Annotated in this window: 16 protein-coding genes; 6 read left to right on the top strand and 10 right to left on the bottom strand. The window is 72.0% G+C overall.

Features of this window, described 5'->3' with window-relative positions:
• Positions 1-3: 3 nt before the first annotated feature.
• From AB6L24_RS02750 to AB6L24_RS02725, 6 genes are all read right to left on the bottom strand, one after another.
• Complete coding sequence (locus AB6L24_RS02750; RefSeq protein ID WP_405651668.1) at positions 4-1,278, bottom strand: MFS transporter; 1,275 nt, start codon at positions 1,276-1,278, stop codon at positions 4-6.
• A 51-nt stretch (positions 1,279-1,329) separates the two neighbouring features.
• The gene (gene dctA / locus AB6L24_RS02745) at positions 1,330-2,727 is read right to left on the bottom strand and encodes a C4-dicarboxylate transporter DctA (protein WP_405651666.1); all 1,398 of its coding nucleotides are present in this window, start codon (positions 2,725-2,727) and stop codon (positions 1,330-1,332) included.
• 57 nt (positions 2,728-2,784) lie between these two features.
• On the bottom strand, positions 2,785-3,852 hold the full coding sequence (locus AB6L24_RS02740; protein ID WP_405651664.1) for a tartrate dehydrogenase: 1,068 nt from the start codon (positions 3,850-3,852) through the stop codon (positions 2,785-2,787).
• Positions 3,853-3,924: 72 nt separating this feature from the next.
• A complete protein-coding gene (locus tag AB6L24_RS02735; RefSeq protein WP_405651662.1) occupies positions 3,925-4,833 on the bottom strand; it encodes a LysR family transcriptional regulator in 909 nt (302 codons plus the stop codon).
• 55 nt (positions 4,834-4,888) lie between these two features.
• Entirely contained in the window at positions 4,889-6,670 is a 1,782-nt protein-coding gene (locus AB6L24_RS02730; RefSeq protein WP_405651660.1) for an ABC transporter ATP-binding protein, read from the bottom strand.
• Entirely contained in the window at positions 6,667-8,550 is a 1,884-nt protein-coding gene (locus tag AB6L24_RS02725) for an ABC transporter transmembrane domain-containing protein (protein WP_405651658.1), read from the bottom strand. The genes AB6L24_RS02730 and AB6L24_RS02725 overlap by 4 nt, the downstream gene beginning before the upstream one ends.
• Positions 8,551-8,710: 160 nt before the next feature.
• Here AB6L24_RS02725 and AB6L24_RS02720 point away from each other — a divergent pair, with 160 nt between their 5' ends.
• Positions 8,711-9,445: a L,D-transpeptidase family protein gene (locus AB6L24_RS02720; RefSeq protein ID WP_405651656.1), complete on the top strand. Its 735-nt coding sequence runs from the start codon at positions 8,711-8,713 to the stop codon at positions 9,443-9,445.
• Positions 9,446-9,479: 34 nt separating this feature from the next.
• Here AB6L24_RS02720 and AB6L24_RS02715 read toward each other — a convergent pair whose 3' ends face one another.
• From AB6L24_RS02715 to AB6L24_RS02700, 4 genes are all read right to left on the bottom strand, one after another.
• Positions 9,480-10,952: a Gfo/Idh/MocA family protein gene (locus AB6L24_RS02715; protein WP_405651654.1), complete on the bottom strand. Its 1,473-nt coding sequence runs from the start codon at positions 10,950-10,952 to the stop codon at positions 9,480-9,482.
• A 118-nt stretch (positions 10,953-11,070) separates the two neighbouring features.
• Positions 11,071-11,364 (bottom strand): hypothetical protein, encoded by a 294-nt coding sequence (locus AB6L24_RS02710; protein WP_405651652.1) that lies wholly within the window; start codon positions 11,362-11,364, stop codon positions 11,071-11,073.
• Between the two features lie 316 nt (positions 11,365-11,680).
• On the bottom strand, positions 11,681-14,635 hold the full coding sequence (locus tag AB6L24_RS02705) for an FAD-binding and (Fe-S)-binding domain-containing protein (RefSeq protein WP_405651650.1): 2,955 nt from the start codon (positions 14,633-14,635) through the stop codon (positions 11,681-11,683).
• Positions 14,636-14,717: 82 nt separating this feature from the next.
• Positions 14,718-15,161: a MarR family winged helix-turn-helix transcriptional regulator gene (locus tag AB6L24_RS02700; protein ID WP_030359323.1), complete on the bottom strand. Its 444-nt coding sequence runs from the start codon at positions 15,159-15,161 to the stop codon at positions 14,718-14,720.
• Between the two features lie 171 nt (positions 15,162-15,332).
• Between AB6L24_RS02700 and AB6L24_RS02695 the strand changes: the two genes are divergently transcribed.
• The 5 genes from AB6L24_RS02695 to AB6L24_RS02675 all read left to right on the top strand — a co-directional run bounded on the left by AB6L24_RS02695 (position 15,333) and on the right by AB6L24_RS02675 (position 21,760).
• A complete protein-coding gene (locus tag AB6L24_RS02695; RefSeq protein ID WP_405651648.1) occupies positions 15,333-17,141 on the top strand; it encodes an ABC transporter ATP-binding protein in 1,809 nt (602 codons plus the stop codon).
• Positions 17,142-17,206: 65 nt separating this feature from the next.
• Positions 17,207-18,043, top strand: coding sequence for an endolytic transglycosylase MltG (gene mltG / locus AB6L24_RS02690; protein ID WP_380844363.1), 837 nt, complete (start codon positions 17,207-17,209; stop codon positions 18,041-18,043).
• A 195-nt stretch (positions 18,044-18,238) separates the two neighbouring features.
• On the top strand, positions 18,239-19,588 hold the full coding sequence (locus AB6L24_RS02685; RefSeq protein WP_405651645.1) for a S8 family peptidase: 1,350 nt from the start codon (positions 18,239-18,241) through the stop codon (positions 19,586-19,588).
• 422 nt (positions 19,589-20,010) lie between these two features.
• Positions 20,011-20,916, top strand: coding sequence for a helix-turn-helix domain-containing protein (locus tag AB6L24_RS02680; protein WP_405651643.1), 906 nt, complete (start codon positions 20,011-20,013; stop codon positions 20,914-20,916).
• Positions 20,900-21,760, top strand: coding sequence for a hypothetical protein (locus tag AB6L24_RS02675; protein WP_405651640.1), 861 nt, complete (start codon positions 20,900-20,902; stop codon positions 21,758-21,760). Before AB6L24_RS02680 ends, AB6L24_RS02675 begins: the two co-directional genes overlap by 17 nt.
• The last annotated feature ends 91 nt before the right edge of the window (positions 21,761-21,851 follow it).

Raw genomic sequence — 21,851 nt, 5'->3', positions numbered from 1 at the left:
GGGTTACGCACGCACCTCATCGGGTGCGCCGTTGGGTTCCGCGGCTGCGGCTTTCTGTTGAGTTCGGGTTCGGGTGCCCCAGCGTTCCAGTGGGGGGCCGAAGGCGCCCGCGACGGCGAAGAACGCGCCGAGGAGCAGCCAGCCGGCCGTGCCGAGGCCGAGTACGACGGTGGTGAGGATGGCGGGGGCGAGCGCCTGGCCCGCGCTGAAGCCGAGCCCGAGAAGCCCTTGGTACTGACCCTGGGCATGGTCCGGCGCCAGGCCGAAACCGAGGGCGAAGCCGCCCGAGGACTCCCAGATCTCCCCGAGACTGTGCACGAAGACCGCCGTGACCGCGAGCGCGACGGCCGCCCACACCGGGGCGTACGCGGTCAGGGCCATCATCGGACAGCTGAGCAGGAAGAGCAGTCCTGCCGTGCGGAACGCCCTGCCGCCGTCGCGGGGGGTTTCGATGCGGGATCCGATCCTGGTCTGCAGGAGGACGCAGACCGCGGAATTGAACGCGGAGACCGCCGCCACGGTCCAGCGGGGTGCGTCGGTGTGCTCGGATATCCAGATCGGCAGGATCAGGGACACCACCGTGTATTGGAGTCCCATCGCCCCGTAGAGCGCTGTGAAGGTCACGAAAGGGCGGTCGGTGAGAGCGATCCAGCGGCGCTCCATCGGCGGTGCTGCCAATGCCTTGTAGCGGGGGAGCAGGAAGAGAAGGAGGGCACACAGGGCGAAGCTGGCCGCGTTGCCGAGAACCAGCACGAAGTAGGCGGCACGCGTGTTGACCGTCACCGCGAATCCGGCACCCACGGTCCCCATGACGACGCCCAGATTGACGTACGTGCGGAGCTTCGCCCGGAAAAGCGCCGGGCGGTCGGTGCCGACCCGGACGACCAGGGCTCCCCAGGCCGCGCCGCCGACGGCTGCGGCGAGCTGGTCGACGGTGGCGACGACCGCGAGCCCGGCCCAGCTCTCGACGAGCACGAGGGCGGACATGGCCACTGCCTGCACCAGCAGGGCGAGCATCATGATCGTGCGAGGCCCGCGTCGATCGGCCAGGTGACCTCCCGGTACGCCCGCGAGGAGGCCGATGAGGCCCGCGACGGTGAGGGCGGCACCCACCTGCACTGCCGGCAGACCCACGATCAGCGTGAAGTACAGCGCCGACACCGCGTTGAAGAGCCCATTGCCGACGCGGTTCACGAAGCTGGCCAGGATCAGCACCCGCTCCGACCTGTTGTTCCCCGCGATCCGGGCCATGCGGCCGGACGATCTCCCCTTGATCATGAACGCAGGCTAACAACGGTCGTGCACGCCGTCACTGGTGCGAAGTCGACCTCAGGTCTTGGCCAGTGCGGGTGTGGATCCTGTGTCGTGCTCTGGCGGCGAGGTGGCCTCCGGTTCCGGTTCCGCGGGTGGTTCGGGGGTCCCGGTGCGCAGGACCCGGTTGACGCGCGCGGTGTCGAGGGCGCCTTCCCACCGGGCCACGAGAAGGGTGGCGACGCTGTTGCCCGCCAGGTTGGTCAGGGCGCGGCACTCGGACATGAACTTGTCGATGCCGAAGATCAGCATGATGCCGGCCGCGGGCACGGTGCCGACGCTGGAGAGCGTGGCGGCCAGGGCGATGAACCCGGCGCCGGTGACACCGCCGGAGCCCTTGGAGGTGAGGATCATGACGGCCAGCAAGCCGAGCTGCTGCCCGAGGGACAGCGGGGTGTCCGTGGCCTGGGCGATGTAGACGGCCGCCAGGGAGAGGTAGATGGAGCTGCCGTCGAGGTTGAAGGAGTAGCCGGTCGGCACCGTCAGGCCGACGATGTCACGGCGTACGCCGAGGCCCGTGAGCTTGGTCATCAGGCGGGGCAGCACGCTCTCCGAGGACGACGTGCCGAGGACGATGAGGAACTCCTCGCGGAGGTAGCGCAGCAGCCGGAAGATGCTGATCCGAAGGAGGGCCAGGGCGCCGCCGAGGACCACGACGACGAAGAAGAGCGAGGTGCCGTAGAACAGGCCGATGAGGCGGCCGAGGCTGGTCAGGGTCGAGATGCCGTACTTGCCGATGGTGAACGCCATCGCCCCGAAGGCGCCGACGGGCGCCGCCAGCATGACGTAGTGCAGGATCTTGAACACGATGGTGCTCAGCCGGTTGATGCCCTCGACGATCGGGGCTCCGGTCGGCCCCACGGCCTTCAGCGCGACGCCGAAGAGGACCGAGAAGAAGATGACCTGGAGGATGTTGCCCTCGGCGAAGGCGCCCACGGCGCTGGACGGCACCACGTCGGTCAGGAAGTGCCACCAGCTCTGGCCCTCGCCGTCCTTGACGTACTGGGCGGCGTCCCCGGCGAGGCGCAGTTCGCCGGGATCGGCGTGGACGCCCGCGCCGGGCTGGAACACGTTCACGGCGAGCAGGCCGAGAGCCAGCGCCACCAGCGTGCCCGCCTGGAAGCAGGCCAGGGACTTGAGCCCGACCCTGCCGACACGCCGCAGGCTGTCGACACCGCCGATTCCGCCGACGATGGTGAGGAAGACGATCGGCGCGATGAGCATCTTGATGGCCGACACGAACGTGGTGCCCACCGGCTCCAGGCCCACCCCGACCCGCGGCCAGAGCCAGCCGGTCAGGATGCCGCAGACGATCGCGGTCAGGACCCAGAAGTAGAGCTGCCGGTACCAGGGTTTGGGCGGCGGGCGATCAGGGGCGGGCACAGGGGTGGGGCCGGGGGACGGGGGCGCTGCCATGGTGGTTCTCCTCGTCTCTCCTCGTCGAGGAACGTGGAACACGGAACGGTCGGACCGTCAGAGCAGGTCGAGGAGTTTGTCGGTGAACTCGGAGGTCGTCGCGTCGCCACCGAGGTCGGGCGTGCGGACATCCGTTTTGGCAAGCACCGCGGCGATGGCGTCCGTGATGTCCCTGGCCGCGTCGGCGTGCCCGAGGTGGTCGAGCATCATGGCGGCCGACCAGATCGCGCCGAGCGGATTGGCGATGCCCTGGCCCGCGATGTCGGGTGCGGAGCCGTGGACCGGCTCGAACATCGAGGGGAAGTCGCGCCCGGGGTTGAGGTTGGCGGCCGGGGCGATGCCGATGGACCCCGCGACGGCGGCGGCGAGATCACTGAGGATGTCGCCGAACAGGTTCGAGGCGACGACCACGTCGAAGCGGGCCGGGTCGAGGACGAACTTCGCGGCCAGCGCGTCGATGTGCTCCTGGTCCCAGGCGACCCCCGGGTGGACGGCGGCCCGCTCGGCGACCAGCTCGTCCCAGAACGGCAGGGTGTGCACGATGCCGTTGGACTTGGTGGCCGAGGTGAGCGTGGCACCGCGCCGTGCGGCCAGGTCGAAGGCGAAATCGAGGACCCGGGTCACCCCGGCACGCGTGAAGACCGCTTCCTGGACGGCCAGCTCCTCGGGCGTCCCCCGGTTCAGACGGCCGCCGATCTCGCTGTACTCGCCCTCCACGTTCTCGCGTACGACGACGAACTCCACACCCCCGTCCACGCCCCCGGGGGCGGCAGCGCGCAACGGGCTGTCGACCCCCTCGAAGACGCGGATCGGCCGCAGATTGACGTACTGGCGAAAGCCGCGCCTGATCGGGATCAGCAGCCCCCACAGGGAGACATGGTCGGGCACGCCCGGGTAGCCCACGGCGCCGAGCAGGATCGCGTCCTTGTCGCGGAGCTGATCGAGACCGTCGGCGGGCATCATCGCGCCCTCGCGGAGGTACCGCTCGCAGGACCAGTCGTACGTGGTGTAACGGAAGCCGATGCCGTGACGGGCGCCGACGGCGTCCAGGACCTGCTGGGCGGGCGGCAGGACTTCGGCGCCGATGCCGTCGCCGGGGATGAGTGCGATGTGATGGCGGGTCATGCGCCGATTGCAGCAATCAGGCCGGAGGACGGTCCAAGTCGCTCTGCCGATCTGGCTTATAAGGCCGACTTATCAGCTGCTCACCTGCGGGTTTCGCTGCTTCTCGACGGCTTCCAGCGCGTACGACACGAAGGTCCGGGCCGCCGGGGACAGCCCCGTGCGGCGGCTGACCAGGGCGATCCGCAGCGTCGTCCGCGGCTCGATGTCCATGACCAGCGCCCCGGCCCGCTCGGCCAGGGCACGCCAGGACTCGGTGACCACGGCGAGCCCGACTCCGGCGAGGACCAGCGGGAGGATCGCCACCCGGTGCTCGGTCTCCGCCGCGACGGTGATGTCGATGCCGCGCTCGCGCAGGCCGTCGACGTACGCGCGCATGCCCGTGCCCCGCTGCCCGACGATGAGCCGCTGCCCGGCAAGCTCCTCGCACGCGATCGCCCGGCCGGCGGGAAACGGCCCGCCCGGCGGGGTGACCAGGACGAAGCGCTGCTCCCCGGCCGCGTGGGACACCACCTCCTTGTCGGGGAGCGGCTCCGACGTGGCGAGGAGGCCCAGCTCGGCGGCGCCCGTGCGCACCATGTCGACGACGTCGCGGGAGGTGAAGGCGGCCCGGACGTTCACCGACACACCGGGGTAGGGGCCGCTGAACGCGCGGACCATCGTGGTCAGCGGCTCGACCGCCTGGGAGGGCATGGCGGCGATGTCGAGGCGACCCTCGCGCAGCTCGTGGACGGCCGCGACGCTGGCGCGGGCCGTCTCCAGGCCGCGCACGGCGGCACGGGCCGGTTCGATCAGCGCCGTCCCGGCCTCGGTGAGGACCGCGCGGCGGCCGATCCGGTGGAACAGGCTGCCGCCGAGGTCCCGTTCCAGAGCCTGCACGGCCTGGGAGAGCGCGGGCTGGGAGAGGTACAGGGCGTTCGCCGCCCGGTTGAACCCTCCGTGATCGACGATCGCGAGGAAGTACTCCAGCTGCCGGATGTCCATGACCGCCATCCTGCCCGGGGCACGCCGTACCTCCGGCGCGCCCCGGTACCCCGTCTCACCCGTGCCACGACCTCCACAGCGCCGCGTACGCCCCGTCCGCCCGCACCAGGTCGTCGTGGCTGCCGAGTTCGCTGATGCGGCCGTTCTCGACCACCGCGATGACGTCCGCGTCGTGGGCCGTGTGCAGACGGTGGGCGATGGCCACGACCGTGCGGCCGTCGAGGACGCGGGCCAGGGAGCGCTCCAGGTGGCGGGCCGCCCGCGGGTCGAGGAGCGAGGTCGCCTCGTCCAGGACCAGCGTGTGCGGGTCGGCGAGCACCAGGCGGGCCAGCGCGATCTGCTGCGCCTGCGCGGGGGTCAGCCCGGAGCCGCCCGAGCCGACCTCCGTGTCGAGCCCGTCGTCCAGGCCCCGCGCCCAGTCGCCCGCGTCGACGGCGGCAAGGGCCACCCACAGCTCGGCGTCCGTCGCACCGGTCCGTGCAAGGAGCAGGTTGTCCCGCAGCGAGCCCACGAAGACGTGGTGCTCCTGGTTGACGAGCGCCACATGCGCGCGGACGTCCTCGGCGGGCATCCGCGTCAGCTCGGCGCCGCCGAGCGTGACCCGGCCGGTCCGCGGACCGTAGATCCCGGCGAGCAGCCGGCCGAGCGTCGACTTGCCCGCGCCGGAAGGGCCGACGAGCGCCACCCGCGAACCGGGCTCGACCGCGAGGGACACCTCACGGAGCACGTCCACGCCCGCGCGGTAGCCGAAGTGCACGTCGTCCGCGTGGACGGCGCGCCCCTCCGGCCGCACGGAGGGGTCCCCCGCGTCCGGCTCGATGTCGCGCACGCCCACGAGCCGGGCAAGCGACACGTGCGCGACCTGCATCTCGTCGTACCACCGCAGAATGAGGTTCAGCGGGTCGACGAGCATCTGCGCGATCAGCGCGCCCGTCGTGAGCTGACCCACGCCGATCCAGCCCTGGAGCACGAAGACGCCGCCGATCATGAGGACCGAGCAGAGCACGATGACGTGCGTGGCGCTGATGACGGGGAAGAGGACCGACCGCAGATAGAGGGTGTAGCGCTCCCATGCGGTCCACTCCTTGATGCGCTGCTCCGACTGCTCGACGCGGCGCGCCCCGAGCCGGTGCGCCTCCACGGTCCGGCCCGCGTCGACGGTCTCGGCGAGCGCGGCGGCGACCGCCGCGTACCCGGCGGCCTCCGAACGGTACGCGGACGGCGCCCGGTTGAAGTACCAGCGGCAGCCGACGACCAGCAGCGGCACGGCCAGGAGCAGCGCGGGCGCGAGCGGCGGCGCGGTGACGGCGAGGCCGCCGACGAGGAGGCCCGCCCAGACCACGCCGATGGCGAGCTGGGGCACGGCCTCCCGCATGGCGTTGGCGAGCCGGTCGATGTCCGTGGTGATCCGGGACAGCAGGTCGCCGGTGCCCGCGCGCTCCAGGACGCCCGGCGGCAGCCCGACGGACCGGACCAGGAAGTCCTCACGCAGGTCCGCCAGCATGCGCTCGCCGAGCATCGCCCCGCGCAGCCGCACCTGGTGCACGAAGAACGCCTGCACCAGGAGTGCGACGGCGAACAGGCCGATGGTGCGCTCCAGATGGAGCTCGCGGGCGTTGTCGGAGACGCTCTCCACGAGGTCGCCGAGGAGGTAGGGGCCCACCATGGAGGCCGTCACGCCGATCGTGTTCACGGCGATGAGCGTCAGGAAGGCACGCCGGTGGCGCCGGAACAGCTCGCGTACGTAGGCCCGTACGGTGGCGGGCGCCCCGATGGGCAGCGTCTCCGCGGTGGTCGGGGCGGCCGGGTCGTACTCCGGCGGCGCCAGGCCGATCATGCGGGCTCCTCGATGTCGATGCCGATGGGGAGGTCGATGCCTGTTCCGGTGGCGGCGACGCGGTCGCCCCCGGCCGCCTCGTCGTCCGTCTCGCGGGTCACCACCGCCCGGTAGCGGGGCTCGCCGACGATCAGTTCGCGGTGCTCGCCGACCGCGGCGACCTCGCCGTCGTGCAGGAACACGACGCGGTCGGCCCGGTCCAGGAGCAACGGCGACGAGGTGAGGACGACGGTCGTGCGGCCGGACCGCAGGTCGCGCAGGCCGTCCGCGATCCGGGCCTCGGTGTGCGAGTCGACGGCGGACGTCGGCTCGTCGAGCACCAGCGCCTCCGGGTCGGTGACCAGCGACCGGGCGAGCGCGAGGCGCTGGCGCTGGCCGCCGGACAGGGAACGTCCGCGCTCGGTGAGGCGGGCGTCCATCGGATCGTCGGCGACCGAGCCCTGGACGAGGGCGTCGAGCACGTCGTCGCACTGCGCGGCGGCGAGGGCCTGCTTGGGGCTCACGGCTCCGGACGACGGTACGTCGAGGAGCGCGCGGAGCGTTCCGGACAGCAGCACGGGGTCCTTGTCCTGGACGAGGACGGCGGTGCGCGCGGTGTCCAGGGACAGGTCGTCCAGCGGCACGTCGCCGAGCCGTACGGACGGCAGGTCCGCCGCTTCCTCGAACGCCGGGTGCCCGCCGAGCCGTTCCGCGAGCCGCCCGGCCGCGTCCGGGTCGCCGCAGACCACGGCGGTGAGGCGGCCTGCCGGGGCGAGGAGGCCGGTGGCGGGGTCGTGCAGGTCGCCGGAGGGCACGGCGTCGTCGTAGGACACGGTGTTGTCGTCGGTGACCTGCCCGGAGGGCGCGGAGTGCGAGCCGTCAGCCGGCGCACCCTTCGCCTCCGTCGTCCGCTCCAGCGCGAGCACCCGCGCCGCCCGCTTCGCCGACGGCCGCGAGAAGGAGTACGCCATCGCGATCTCCTCGAAGTGCCGCAGCGGATAGTTGAGCAGCATCACCGCGCTGTACACGGTGACCAGTTCGCCGACCGTGATGCGGCCCTCGCGGGCGAGATGGATGCCGTGCCAGAGCAGCACGACGAGGAGCAGCCCGGGCAGCAGGACCTGGATCGCCGAGATCACCGCCCACATGCGCGCGCTGCGCACCGCCGCCGTCCGCACCTCCTGCGAGGCACGGCGGTAGCGCTCGAGGAACAGCTCCTCGCCGCCGATGCCGCGCAGCACCCGCAGGCCCGCGACCGTGTCCGACGCCAGCTCGGTGGCGTGCCCGGCCTTCTCCCGCTGGACGTCCGCGCGCCGCGTCGCGCGGGGCAGCAGGGGCAGGACGGCGAGCGCGAGGACCGGGATGCCGACGGCGACGACGACGCCGAGCGAGGGCTGGTAGACGAGCAGGCCCACGCAGACCGCGACCACGGTGAGCGCCGCCGCCGCGAACCGCGACAGCGCCTCCACGAACCAGCCGATCTTCTCGACGTCGCCGGTGGACACGGCCACGACCTCGCCCGCGGCGACGCGCCGGGTGAGCGCGGCACCGAGCACCGCGGTGCGGCGCGCGAGCAACTGCTGGGTGCGGGCGGCCGCCGTGATCCAGTTGGTGACGGCGGTGCGGTGCAGCATGGTGTCGCCGGCCGCGACGGCGATCCCGGCGAGCAGGATCACGGCGCCCGCGACGGCGAGCCGGGTGCCGGAGCGGTCGACGACGGCCTGCACCGCGATCCCCACGGTGTAGGGCAGGGCGGCGATGCCGAAGAAGTGCAGCAGGCCCCAGCCGAGCGACTTGAGCTGACCGCCGAGTTGGTTGCGGCCGAGCCAGAGCAGGAAGCGAGGACCGGAGCGGGTATCGGGTTCGCCCGGATCTGCATACGGAAGATCGCGAATGTGCATGATGTCCCAGCGCGCGGAGGTAACAAACCGTGAAAGGTTCGCCTCGTACGGTGGTGCGAAGCAAACGATTTTCCGTGACCGGGCAAAGAGTCGGCCATTCCCCGGCACCGCGCGCGGTCCCTGTCCGGGTACGGAAGCGCCCGGTGCGACGATGGAGCGCATGCGAATAGCCGGTGTGGTGCGAGTCGCGGCCGCGGCAGTGGTCAGCTCCGTCCTTCTGACGTCCTGCGGCGGATCGGGCGACGACGACGGGGACGCGGGGGACGGCGGCGGCGCCCGGAAGGCGGGCCGTGCGGACGCCCGCTCCGCCGAGAACCTCAAGCGCATCCCGGACGTGGGCGACCGCCTCCAGTCACGCATCCCGAAGAACTCCCGCCAGGTCGTGGCGGTCTACGGAGCGGGCAGGAACTCGGCGGACGCGACGGTCGTTCTCTATACGAAGTCCGCCACCTGGAAGAAGACCCGCAGCTGGCCCGCCCACAACGGCAAGAAGGGCTGGACGCCGAACCACCGCGAGAACGACAAGCGCAGCCCCGTCGGCGTGTTCACGCTCAGCGACGCGGGCGGCGTTCTCGCCGACCCCGGCGCCCGGCTCCCGTACACCGAGTCGGCCGCCTTCCAGGCCCCGCACTACTGGCCCAAGACCCACTGGCACGACTTCGACCACGTCATCGCCATCGACTACAACCGCGTCAAGGGCACGCCGCCCAACGACCCGACGCGCCCCCAAGGGCAGTCCAAGGGCGGCAGCATCTGGCTGCACATGGACCACGGCAGCGGCACGTCCGGGTGCGTGAGCCTGTCGAAGTCCGGCATGCGGTATCTGCTGCGCACGCTCGACCCGAAGCAGCACCCGGTCGTCGTGATGGGGGACAAGGCGGCCCTCAAGTCCTGAGGGCCGCCCCGGCGCGCTCGGGAACCCTGAGTGATCAGGACTCCTTCGGCTTCTCCGAGTCCATCCCCGGACGCGCCTTCTTCCACAGGCCCCGGGTGAAGTCCGGGATCGCCTGCGGAGCGCCCTTCGCCTTGATCGAGGCGTGGCTCAGCGGCACCGGAGCCGTCCACGTCGCCGCGTCGTACACGTCGAAGTCGGGCAGCAGACCGAGCCGCATGCACTGCATCAGACGGAAGATCATGATGTAGTCCATGCCGCCGTGGCCGCCGGGCGGATTGGCGTGTTCCTTCCACAGCCAGTGGTCGAACTCGGCGGCGTACTTGCCGAAGTCGCCCCACTCGTCGTTCGTGTGGTCGGGCTCGATGTAGATGCGCTCCGGGTAGTCCTCGAAGACGCCCCTGGTGCCGCCGAGGCTGTTGATGCGGCTGTAGGGATGGGGCGTGGAGACGTCGTGCTCCAGGCGGATCACGCGGCCCTTGGCGGTCTGCACGAGGCTGATCGTGCGATCGCTCTCGATGTACGTCTCCTTCCAGCTCGGGTCGCCGGGCGGCATGTGCTCCTTGCGGTACTCGGCGAGGCCGAGCGAGGGCGTGCCGAAGCTGGATATGTGCGTGACGCGGTCGCCGCGGTTGACGTCCATGTAGTTGGCGACGGGGCCGAAGCCGTGGTTCGGGTAGAGGTCGCCGCGCAGCCGCGTGTGCCACAGGCGGCGCCACGGGCCCTCGTAGTACTTCGGGTCGAACATCAGGCCGCGCAGGTCGTGGTTGTAGGCACCCGCGCCGTGCAGCAGGTCGCCGAACTTGCCCGCGTGCGCCATCCGCAGGACCCGCATCTCGTTCTTGCCGTAGCAGCAGTTCTCCAGCTGCATGCAGTGCCTGCGGGTGCGCTCGGACAGGTCGACCAGCGCCCACAGTTCGTCGAGGCGCATCGCGACCGGACACTCCACGCCGACGTGCTTGCCGTTCAGCATCGCCGACTTGGCCATCGCGAAGTGCGTGTCCCAGGGCGTCGCCACGTACACGAAGTCGAGGTCACCGCGCTCGCAGAGCTTCTCGTAGGCGTGGTCTCCATTGGTGTACGTCGCCGGGGCGGGCTGGCCCGCGGTCACCACCTTCTTCGCCGCCGCGGCCGTCTTGTCCTTGACCGGGTCGCACAGGGCGACGACGCGGACCCCGGGCAGGGCCAGGAACAGGTCGATCATGCTGCCGCCGCGGTTGCCGAGGCCGATGATGCCGACGCGGACCGTGGAGCGGGGCTCGAACGGCACGCCGATCATCGTCTTGCCCTTGCGGGCGGGGGCTGCGGCGGGGGACTGGGCCGTCCCCGCGGCGGCGCCCGCGGGGGCCTCGGCGGGGGCGTCCGCGTGGGCGGTGCCGGACGCGAAGGCACCAAGGCCCAGGCCTGCTCCGGCGATGCCCGCCGTGCGGAGGACCGTGCGCCTGGAGTGACCGCCAGTGGACTCGTCGGTGGACTCTTCGGGTGCCGGTGTCGCGTTCTCGTCGTGCATCGGACCTCCGTCATCGCGGTGCCTACCTATGGGCGGAAGACACCTTGATGGCGGGGCGGTCGAGGCGCAAGAGACCGAAGTGGCCAGGGGGTTGGACTTTTCGACGAGTCCGGTCCGGTCAGCGGGTGACGACGTTGTACGCCGGGATGATCTGCGGCTCGCCGTCGGCGTGGCCCAGGTCGGCGAGGATCGGCTGGAGGATCTTCCCGAAGCTCTCGAACGCCTCCTCGGACTCCCACACGTCGACGACCCGCCAGCCGCCGTCGACAGGACCGGCCGCGTGGGCGATCAGGCCGGGTGCGGGAATGTCGGCGACCGACGTGAACTCGCCGCCGTCGGTGAGGCGGCTGACGCAGGCGTCGTAGAGCTCCTGTCCGACGCCCGGGATGTCGATGGTGACGATGATGGCCATGTGGTCCCCCCACGGTTCGCTCACTGCGTGCGGCGATCGCTCCGGACGGTGCGACGCCCTTCATGCGTACCCGACCGGTGCCCACGCGTCGACGCCTCGCGGGGGCCGGGCAGGGGGAGGTGAGGTGCGCCGGGGCGTCCCGCGCCCCTGGTGAGCCCACTGCCACTTGACGTGCGCCGCACGGCGCCGTCGCCGGGACGGCGACCAGAAGCACTCACCGGAGCCACGACCGGAAGTGCTTACCGGAGCTGCGACCTGAAGCGGTCACGGGAGCTACGACCGGAAGCGCTCACCAGAGGCAGCGGCGCGAGCGGTGTCACTCCGGGGCCGTCGGCCGCGTCGCCCGCTCCAGCTCCTGCAGCACCGAGCCGTACTCCCGGCCCGTCGCGTGCTGCATGCCCACCTCGCAGAGGCGGTTCGCCGAGAGATGGGCGTCGAAGTGACGCGATGTCACCTCGGCGGCCTCGCGGTGCGTGGCGGATTCGGTGAGTTCCTTGTGGAGCATGCCCCGGTCGCCCGCGAACGCGCAGCAGCCCGCGTCGTCCGGGACCACGACCTCGTCGGCGCAGGCCTCGGCGACGGCGGTCAGCTGGGGCTCGTCGCCCAAGTGGCGCATGGAGCAGGTGGGGTGGAGGACGGCGGAGGCCGTGGTGCGGTGGATCGTGAGATGCGGGAGGAGGTCGTCGGCGGCCCACACGACGGAGTCGACGACCGTCAGCTCCTTGTGCAGCCGGCGGTTGTCGGGCGTGAGGTACGGAACGACCTCGTGCGCGATGCCGAGCGTGCACGAGGAGGCGTCCACGACCAGGGGCAGCGCGCCGCCCGCCGTCCAGCCCCAGGCCGCCTCGACGATACGGTTGGCCATCACGGCGTTCCCCGTCTCGTACCCCTTGGAGTGCCAGATCGTCGCGCAGCACGTCCCGGTGACGTCGTCCGGGATCCACACCGGCTTGCCCGCGCGGGCCGAGACCGCGACGACGGCCTGGGCGAGGGGGATCTCGCCGGGGCTGGCGAAGATGCGGTTCACGCACGCCGGGTAGTAGACGGCGGCCGCGCCCACGCGCGCGGTGCGCGGGAGCCGGGCGGGGGCGGCCCCGGGGATCTCCGGCAGCCATTCGGGGACGAGGTCGGGGCGGACGGCCCTGCGGGCGGACCGGGTGACGGCGGTCAGGAGCCGGTCGCCGCGGCCGCCGCCGAGCCGGGTGCCGATCCGGTCGGCGGCGGCCACCGCGAGCCGGGCGGACGTCTCGACCACATGGAAGTTCCGTGCGGCCAGCGCGGCCGCCCGCTCCTCGCGCGGGGAGTGCCGGGTGTGCCGGAAGTCCTTCATCAGGGCGCCCGTGTCGATGCCGACCGGGCAGGCCAGCTTGCACGTGGAGTCGCCCGCGCAGGTGTCCACGGCGTCGTAGCCGTACGCCTCCACCAGGCCGTCCTCGACCGGTGAGCCCGGCTCCTGGCGCAGCATCTCGCGGCGCAGCACGATGCGTTGGCGGGGCGTGGTCGTCAGGTCCTCGCTGGGGCAGGTCGGTTCGCAGAAGCCGCACTCGATGCACGGGTCCGCGAGCAGCTCGATCTTCGGGATCGTCTTCAGGCCTCGGAGGTGGGCCCGCGGATCGCGGTCGAGGACGACGCGGGGCGCGAGCACGCCGTCCGGGTCGATGACGCGCTTCGTGCGCCACATCAGCTCCGTCGCCCTCGGACCCCATTCGAGCTCAAGGAACGGCGCGATGTTGCGGCCCGTGGCGTGCTCGGCCTTCAGCGAGCCGTCGAACCGCTCGACGGTGAGGCGGCAGAACTCGTCCATGAACGCGGCGTAGCGCTCCACGTCGGCGGGCTCGCCCGCGTCGAAGGCGAGCAGGAAGTGCAGGTTGCCGTGCGCGGCGTGCCCGGCGACGGCCGCGTCGAAGCCGTGCCGGGTCTGGAGTTCGAGCAGACTCTGGCAGGCTTCCGCGAGGCGCGAAGGAGGGACGGCGAAGTCCTCGGTGATCAGCGTCGTGCCCGCGGGGCGGGAGCCGCCGACTGCTGTCACGAACGCCTTGCGGGCCTTCCAGTAGCCCGCGATCGTCTTGGCGTCACGGGTGAAGCCGTTCGTCACGGACGCCACCGGCGCCACGAGGGTGAGGTCGTCGAGGACCCGTGCGGCCGCCTCCTCGTACGCCTCCTGCCGGGCCTCGTCCGGTGCGCGGAACTCCACCAGGAGCGCGGCGGTGTCCTTCGGCAGCCGGGCCCAGTCGGCCGGGACTCCCTGGACGCTGACCGACGCGCGCAGGGTGTTGCCGTCCATCAGCTCCACGGCCAGGGCGCCCGCCTCGTTGAAGCGGGGCACGGCGGCAGCGGCGGCGGGCAGGGACGGGAAGAAGAGCAGCGCGGTCGACACGCGCCGGTCCAGGGGCAGCGTGTCGAAGACGACTTCGGAGATGAAGCCGAAGGTGCCCTCGGAGCCGACCATCAGGCCGCGCAGGATCTCCACGGGCGTGCTGCCGTCGAGGAACGCGTCCAGGCGGTAGCCGTTCGTGTTCTTGATCTCGTACTTCGCGCGGACGCGGGCCGTGAGCTCCGGGTCCGCCTCGATCTCGCGCTTGATCTCCAGGAGGCCCGCGCACAGGGCGGGCTCGGCGTGCGCGAGCCGGTCGTCGGCGTCCGGCTCGGCGGTGTCGACGACCGTGCCCGAGGGCAGCACGAACGTCAGGGACGCCACTGTGCGGTACGAGTTGCGGGTGGTGCCCGCCGTCATCCCGGAGGCGTTGTTCGCGACGACGCCGCCGACGGTGCAGGCGATGGCGCTGGCCGGGTCCGGGCCGAGCACCCGCCCGTGCCGGGCGAGGGTGGCGTTGGCGCGCGCGACGGTCGTGCCGGGGCCGATCCGCGCGCGTGATCCGTCCCCGACGACCTCGACGCCCACCCAGTGCCTGCGTACGTCGACGAGGATGTCCTCGCCCTGCGCCTGGCCGTTGAGGGAGGTCCCTGCGGCGCGGAAGACGACCTCGCGGCCCCGGCCGTGCGCGTAGGACAGGACCGCCGAGACGTCGTCGATGTCCTCGGCGACGACCACGACCTGCGGCACGAAGCGGTAGGGGCTCGCGTCGGACGCGTACCGGACCAGGTCGGACACCTTCGTGAGGACCTTCTCGGCGCCGAGGATCGCGGCGAGGTCGGCGCGCAGCGGCTCGGGGGTGCCGCCCGCCCGGCTCTCCGGGACCCGGTCGGGGGACGGCGCGCGGCCGTCGGGGGCGGGGCGCAGTGCGTCGGGGTCGGGCTCCAGCAGGGGCATGGCCTCTCCTCGGCAGATCGGCGGATCGGGATCGGCGGATCGGCTGCGGTTCCTCGCGGCCTCGCCGCGGTCCCCGGCGGGGTCAGCAGCGGTGCCGCTCCGGCACGTCGAACAGGGCGTCGAGCAGGCCGCCCAGCTGCTCGCGCTGGGCGGCGTCCAACGGAGCCAGGATGTCCTCCGCGGCGGCCCGGCGCGCGCCGCGGAGGCGTCCGAGGGCCTTGAGCCCGCCGTCGGTCAGCTCGATGCGGATGACGCGGCGGTTCGTGGGGTCGGGGACGCGGCGCACCATGTCGGACGCCTCCAGGCCGTCGACCAGGCTGGTCACGGCGCGCGGCACGACTTCCAGGCGCTCTGCGAGGTCGGCCATGCGGGGCGGCTGTTCGTAGTGCGCGAGGGTGCGCAGGAGGCGGGACTGCGCCGGTGTGACGCCGATGGGCTCCAGGTGGCGCTTCTGGATGCGGTGCAGCCGACGGGTGAGCCGCAGCAACTGCTCGGCCAGCAGTCCGTCGGGGTCCGGGGTGCTCATGGGCGGATGTCCGGGGTGCTCATGCCAGGAATATTATCAGGACCTGTTTCATTGTGAGCATAGGTAACAATGAGCTACGCTCTCATGGTCATCGTCGGTGCGCTGTCGACGTCGGCGCGGATGCGCCGCCGCCCCCGCGCGCCGCCCTCAAGCACCCTCCCGTAGGAGCCCATGCGTCACGACGATCCCCTGTGGAAACCCCCGACCGATGATTCCGGCGCCGCGGAAGAACCGCGCCAGCTGCGCCGGATCCTGCGTCTCTTCCGTCCCTACCGCGCCCGCCTCGCGGTCGTCGGCCTGCTGGTCGCCGCCGCTTCGCTGGTGTCCGTCGCCACCCCCTTCCTCCTGAAGGAGATCCTCGACACCGCGATTCCCGAGGGCCGCACGGGCCTGCTGAGCCTGCTGGCGCTCGGCATGATCCTCAGCGCGGTCGTCACCAGCGTCTTCGGGGTCCTGCAGACCCTGATCTCCACGACCGTCGGCCAGCAGGTCATGCACGACCTGCGCACCGCCGTGTACGGCCGCCTCCAGCGCATGTCGCTCGCCTTCTTCACCCGCACCCGCACGGGTGAGGTCCAGTCCCGCATCGCCAACGACATCGGCGGCATGCAGGCGACGGTCACGTCCACGGCGACGTCCCTGGTGTCGAACCTGACGAGTGTCATCGCGACCGTCGTCGCCATGCTCGCCCTGGACTGGCGCCTGACAGTCGTCTCCCTCCTGCTGCTCCCGGTGTTCGTCTGGATCAGCCGCCGGGTCGGCCGCGAGCGCAAGAAGATAGCGACCGAACGGCAGAAGCAGATGGCCGTCATGGCCGCCACGGTCACCGAGTCGCTGTCCGTCAGCGGCATCCTGCTCGGCCGCACCATGGGCCGCGCCGACTCGCTGACCCGCTCCTTCGAGGAGGAGTCCCGGCAGCTCGTCGACCTCGAGGTCCGCTCGAACATGGCCGGACGCTGGCGGATGGCCGTGATCACGATCGTGATGGCCGCCATGCCCGCCGTCATCTACTGGAGCGCGGGCCTCGCCTTCCAGTTCGGCGGCCCCACCGTCTCGATCGGCACCCTCGTCGCCTTCGTCTCGCTCCAGCAGGGCCTGTTCCGGCCGGCCGTGAGCCTGCTGTCGACCGGTGTGCAGATCCAGACGTCCCTGGCCCTGTTCCAGCGCATCTTCGAGTACCTGGACCTGCCCATCGACATCACCGAGCGCGACGACGCGATCCGCCTGGAGACGGTCAAGGGCGAGGTCCGGTTCGAGGACGTCTCGTTCCGCTACGACGGCCAGGGCGCCGCGCTCCTCGACGGCATCGACCTCGCGATCCCCGCGGGCGGCAGCCTCGCGGTCGTGGGGCCGACGGGATCGGGCAAGTCCACGCTGAGCCACCTGGTGCCCCGGCTGTACGACGTGACCGGCGGGCGCGTCACGCTCGACGGCGTCGACGTGCGCGACCTGGACTTCGACACGCTCGCCCGCGCGATCGGCGTCGTCTCCCAGGAGGCGTATCTCTTTCACGCCTCGGTCGCGGAGAACCTGCGCTTCGCCAAGCCGGACGCCACCGACGAGGAGCTGCACGACGCCGCGCGGGCCGCCCAGATCCACGACCACATCGCCTCCCTGCCCGACGGGTACGACACCGTCGTCGGGGAGCGCGGCCACCGCTTCTCCGGCGGCGAGAAGCAGCGCCTTGCCATCGCCCGCACCATCCTGCGCGACCCGCCCGTCCTCATCCTCGACGAGGCGACCAGCGCGCTCGACACCCGCACCGAGCACGCCGTGCAGCAGGCCATCGACGCCCTGTCCGCCAACCGGACGACGCTGACGATCGCCCACCGCCTGTCGACCGTCCGCGACGCCGACCAGATCGTGGTCCTCGACTCCGGCCGCATGGCCGAGCGCGGCACCCACGACGAGCTGCTCGACCGGGGCGGCCGGTATGCCGCGCTGGTGCGCAGGGACGCCCGACTGGAGCCGGTGACGTGAGGCAGTGGGGCGAGCTGCGCTCAAAAATGCAGCAAATATGAGGAATGTCGGGTTAGCGTGCCCGCATGCACAACACGACCCCCCGACGGGGCCTGAAGCGGGGCGCGATCCGGCTGACACGCCGGGGCCGGATCGCACTGATCGCCATCGGTACCGCGGCGGCGGCCACCGCCGTGGCGGTGCCGCTCCTGCTGCCCGAGGAAGAACCCCGGCCCAAGACGCTCACCATCCCCGAGGGCTGGCGCTCCGTCCAGGTGTACGAGGCCGTCGACAAGGCCCTTGACGTGCCGGCCGGCACGACGAAGCAGGCCGTGTCGAAGACCGACCTCAAGCTCCCGGGCGACGCGGGCGGCAACCCCGAGGGCTACCTCTTCCCCGCGACGTATCCCCTCAGCTCCCAGTCGACGCCCGCCTCCGTCCTGTCGTACATGGTCAACACCGCGAACAAGAAGTTCAGCGGCGGCCATGTCACCGCCGGGGCCGACCGGAACGCGGTGAACGTCTACCAGACCGTCACCATCGCGAGCATGGTCGAGGCCGAGGCGGACAACCCGGCGGACATGGGCAAGGTCGCCCGCGTCATCTACAACCGCCTCGACCGGGGCATGCCGCTCCAGATGGACTCCACCATCAACTACGCCCTGAACCGCTCCACCCTCAAGACCACCAGCCGCGACACGAAGATCGGCAGCCCCTACAACACCTACGCCCGCATGGGCCTGCCGCCCACCCCCATCGCCAACCCCGGCGAGGCCGCCATGCGTGCCGCGACCAGCCCGACGCAGGGGGACTGGCTGTACTTCGTGACGGTGAAGCCCGGCGACACGCGGTTCACCGCGAACTACGAGGAGCAGCAGCGGAACGTGGCGGAGTTCAACCGGAACAGACAGCCGGCCGCCTGAGCAACGGGCTTGTGCCGTCCGGAGCTTGTGCCGCCGTAAGGCGGCGCGAGACGCTGGCGTGCGCTCCGCGCCGTACCGCAGGCACCCTCTGCGCCCCGCCGAACCACAGGCACCGTACGCCCGGCGCGCGACACGCAATGCACCGCACATGATCCGACCCATCCATGGTCCATGAAAGGTTCAGGTGCACCGCAGATGAGAACGTCCATACGTCGTCCGAGAGGGTCATTGCGCCGTCGCCCGGCAGCGCTGGTGCTGCCCGGTGTGCTGCTCGCCGCGGGTCTTCAGCTCGGCGCCGGTCCCGCCGCGCAGGCCGGGTCCGACGCCCGGGCCACGCCCGCCGCCGAGGCGGGGAGCGCCGAGCGCGCGGCCCCCGAAGGGAAGTTACGGCTGGCCGGTGCCGGTGAGACCGCCGTGCCGGACAGCTGGATCGTCGTCCTGAGACAGCCCACGGGCGCCGCGCCCGCCTCCGCCGATGTGCCGGCCGTGGCCCGCGACCTCGTCGGACGCGCCGAGGGGGCGCGCGTCGGGCACGTGTACCGGGCCGCGCTGCACGGCTTCTCCGCGCGGATGAGCCACGCGCAGGCGGCCCGCACGGCCGCCGACGCCCGCGTCGCCTACGTCCGTCAGGACACCCGCGTGCGGATCGCCGGGGCACCGGCGCAGAAGGCACCGGCACATCGCGTGGCCACCGACCACACGCAGCCCGACGCCCCCTGGGGCCTCGACCGCATCGACCAGCGGAAGCTGCCGCTCTCCACGACGTACACGTACCGGACCACCGCGCCGGACGTCAGCGTGTACGTGATCGACACCGGACTGCGCACCACGCACACGGAGTTCGGCGGCCGGGCCTCGGTCGGGATCGACACCGTGAACGACGGGCAGAACGGCAACGACTGCCACGGCCACGGCACACACGTCGGCGGCGTCGCCGCGGGCGCCACCTACGGGGTGGCCAAACAGGCCAAGCTCGTGGCGGTGCGCGTCCTCAACTGCCAAGGCTCCGGGACGACTTCGGGAGTGGTCGCGGGCGTCGAGTGGGTGACGGCCAAGGCGGCGAGGCCCGCCGTCGCGAACATGAGCCTGGGCGGCGGGACGAGCGACGTCCTGGACCGCGCGGTGCGCAACTCCATCCGCTCCGGCGTGACCTACGCCGTCTCGGCGGGCAGCGCCGGACAGCCGGGCGGCGCCTGCTCCACCTCGCCCGCGCGGGTCCCCGAGGCGATCACCGTCGCCGGCAGCGACCGCTCCGACCGCGTGATGTCCTCCTCCAACACCGGCAAGTGCGTGTCCCTGTTCGCCCCCGGTGCGCAGATCTCCTCGGCCTGGAAGGACAGCGATACCGCCACGGCCACCCTCAGCGGTACGTCGATGGCGACGGCGCACGCCACCGGGGCCGCCGCGCTGCACCTCGGTTTCCGGCCCGGTGACACCGCGGCGCAGGTGAAGCAGGGCCTGGTCGACAACGCCACCACCGGAGTGCTCCAGGGCCCGACGCCGGTCGTGCCCGACAAGCTCCTCTACACCCTCTACCTGCCCTGACCGACCCCTTCCCGGGCCGGTCTCGCGTCCCGGCGGGTACGGCGGCGCTCCTCGGCGCCGCCGCGCTCGGCAGGCTCCCGCGAGCGGTTGCCGAGGGCCGGTCGGAGGGCTCGCGCTGCTGACATCTGGTCAGTAACTGACCTGGCCCTGCATCGATTTGAGTCAGCATGCGTCACTGATTGTTCCCCGATCGACAGTTTCAGTCGCCGAAGCCGCGCGAAGGTTCCATGCTGGGCTCCCGGTTCCTGGCACGAGGGCGTCCGAGGGCGTCCGAGGGGTCGGCTCCGGGCTCGGACACATCTCGAACGCATATCTCGAACGCATATGAGGAGCCTGATGTACAGGCGAGACAGGAAAGACCCAGGCGGCGGGCACGACGAGCTGGGCCCACCACCGGTCGGCCGGGGTGAGGAGGGCGCCGAGTGACCGGCAAGGCCATGTCGCCCGAGGGCGCCCCGCGCAGCAAACGGGGCCGCAAGCTCGGGCCGATCACGGCCGGGACGGGTCGCGCGCACCGCGCCTGGCTGGAGCCGCTGCGCGGGTCCTACCAGGCCAGCGGCCTGACCATCGGCCAGTTGGAACGCGAGACGGGCTGGTCCCGGTCGAAGATATCCGAGCTGCTGCGCGCCGCGGGCCGCTACCCGCGCTGGGAGTTCACGCGCAGCCTGCTCACCGCGCTGCACTGGCCCGCCTCCTCGATGGCGGACATGCGCGCGCTCTGGGCCCTGGCCGCCCGCGAGGCCAACAAGCGAACCATCTGGATCAACAGCTGCCTGCAGGGGGACGGCCTGTCCGCCGACGACCGCCTTCCCGTGCACTTCTCCGCGTTCCAGGACCTCTACCGCGACGCCTACACCGGCTACGCGCACACGTTCCTGCGCCGCCGCGCCGAGGCGCGCCGGGCGGTGGGCGACGTCTTCATCCTGCTGCTCTTCCTCTGGGACGAGGCGCTCGCCAGCGACAACCCGGAGCGGTTCGCCTGGCAGATCCTGCGCCAGACCGTCATGGAGCGCACCCCGCATCCCGACAACAGCCCCGCGCTCGTGGAAGCGGCCTTCGACACCCTCGCCCTGCGTACGGCCGCCGACCCCGTCGCGCAGATCGAGGAGTCGATGTTCCTCTTCGACGGGCTGCGCAGGCTGCCGGCCGGGCAGCTCGACGTGATGGTGCTGCTGCATCTGCGCGGTCTGGACGAGACCGCTGTCGCCGCCGTCCTCGGCGTGCCGCTCGCGGCGGTGCGCTCCACCGCCCGGCACGCCCGGCGCCACCTCGACGGCCGCCTGCGCACCGCCACCCAGGAGGGACACCCCGGTGACCGTAGCGATTGACGAACTGCTGGCCCGCGCCCGGCTCCTCGACGACACCGACACCCCCTACGACCACGTGCGCGCCGTCGGCCCCGGCGCCGCCCCCGCCCACGGCCGGCTCGCGGCCACCGGCACCGGCCTGTGCGCCGCCGCCGGGCTCCCGCCGGGGTCGGTGCACGCCGTCACGCCGCCGGCGGGCCGGGGCAGGAAGGACGGCGTGGCCCGGGCCGCGGCGCGGGATCTGCAGAGCCTGTGCGAGGCCGCCGTGACCACCGCGGCGGTGACCTCGCTGAGCGACTTCCTCACCCAGAAGCTGCCCAAGCCGCCGGGCGCCCGGGTCCTCGGCTGCATCCTGCAGCTGAGCGGCGAGGAGGACTCGGCCCGCTTCTGGTGGCAGTACGCCGCGGGCGCGGGCGACAGCGCCGCCACGTACTGCCTCTATCTGCATCACCTCTCGCTCGGAGAGCGAGGTGAGGCGGCGTGGTGGCAGCAGCAGACGCCGAGTGCCGCCCTTCCGGCGCGGGCCGCGGACGAACCGGGCGGCTGCCCGGAACCGGGCTTTCCGCTCAACCATCCGCCCGTACGGACGGACCCGAGCGTGCCGACGACGCTGCGGGTCCTGAGCAGGCTGAAGGTCTCCGAACGCGCGGGTCCCGGGGGCAGGCCCGCGGTCGTGGGCGCGGTCATGGACTATGTGGCGACCGCCGTCAGCTATGTCGACCCGGACGTCGAACTCCCGCTGCCCGACGCCGACTTCACCGATCACATCCGCGTCCTGACGACGGGTCCCACCGGCGTCCCCCGCGCGACGGCGAGGCGCCGCCCGCTCGCCGTACGGCGGCGGACGCACTCGGAGAGCGGGTGACCCGGACGGAGAAAAGGCGCATGGATTGCATATGGGTCATACTTGGACGGAATTTCCCTGACAGGTAGGTACTCGGAGTGCCTCCGGCCCG

The organism is Streptomyces sp. RK9 (assembly GCF_045070545.1).
Lineage (GTDB): Bacteria > Actinomycetota > Actinomycetes > Streptomycetales > Streptomycetaceae > Streptomyces > Streptomyces alboflavus.
Note: the sequence above shows the minus strand (reverse complement) of the source record. Positions and strands in the feature narration are given on the sequence as shown.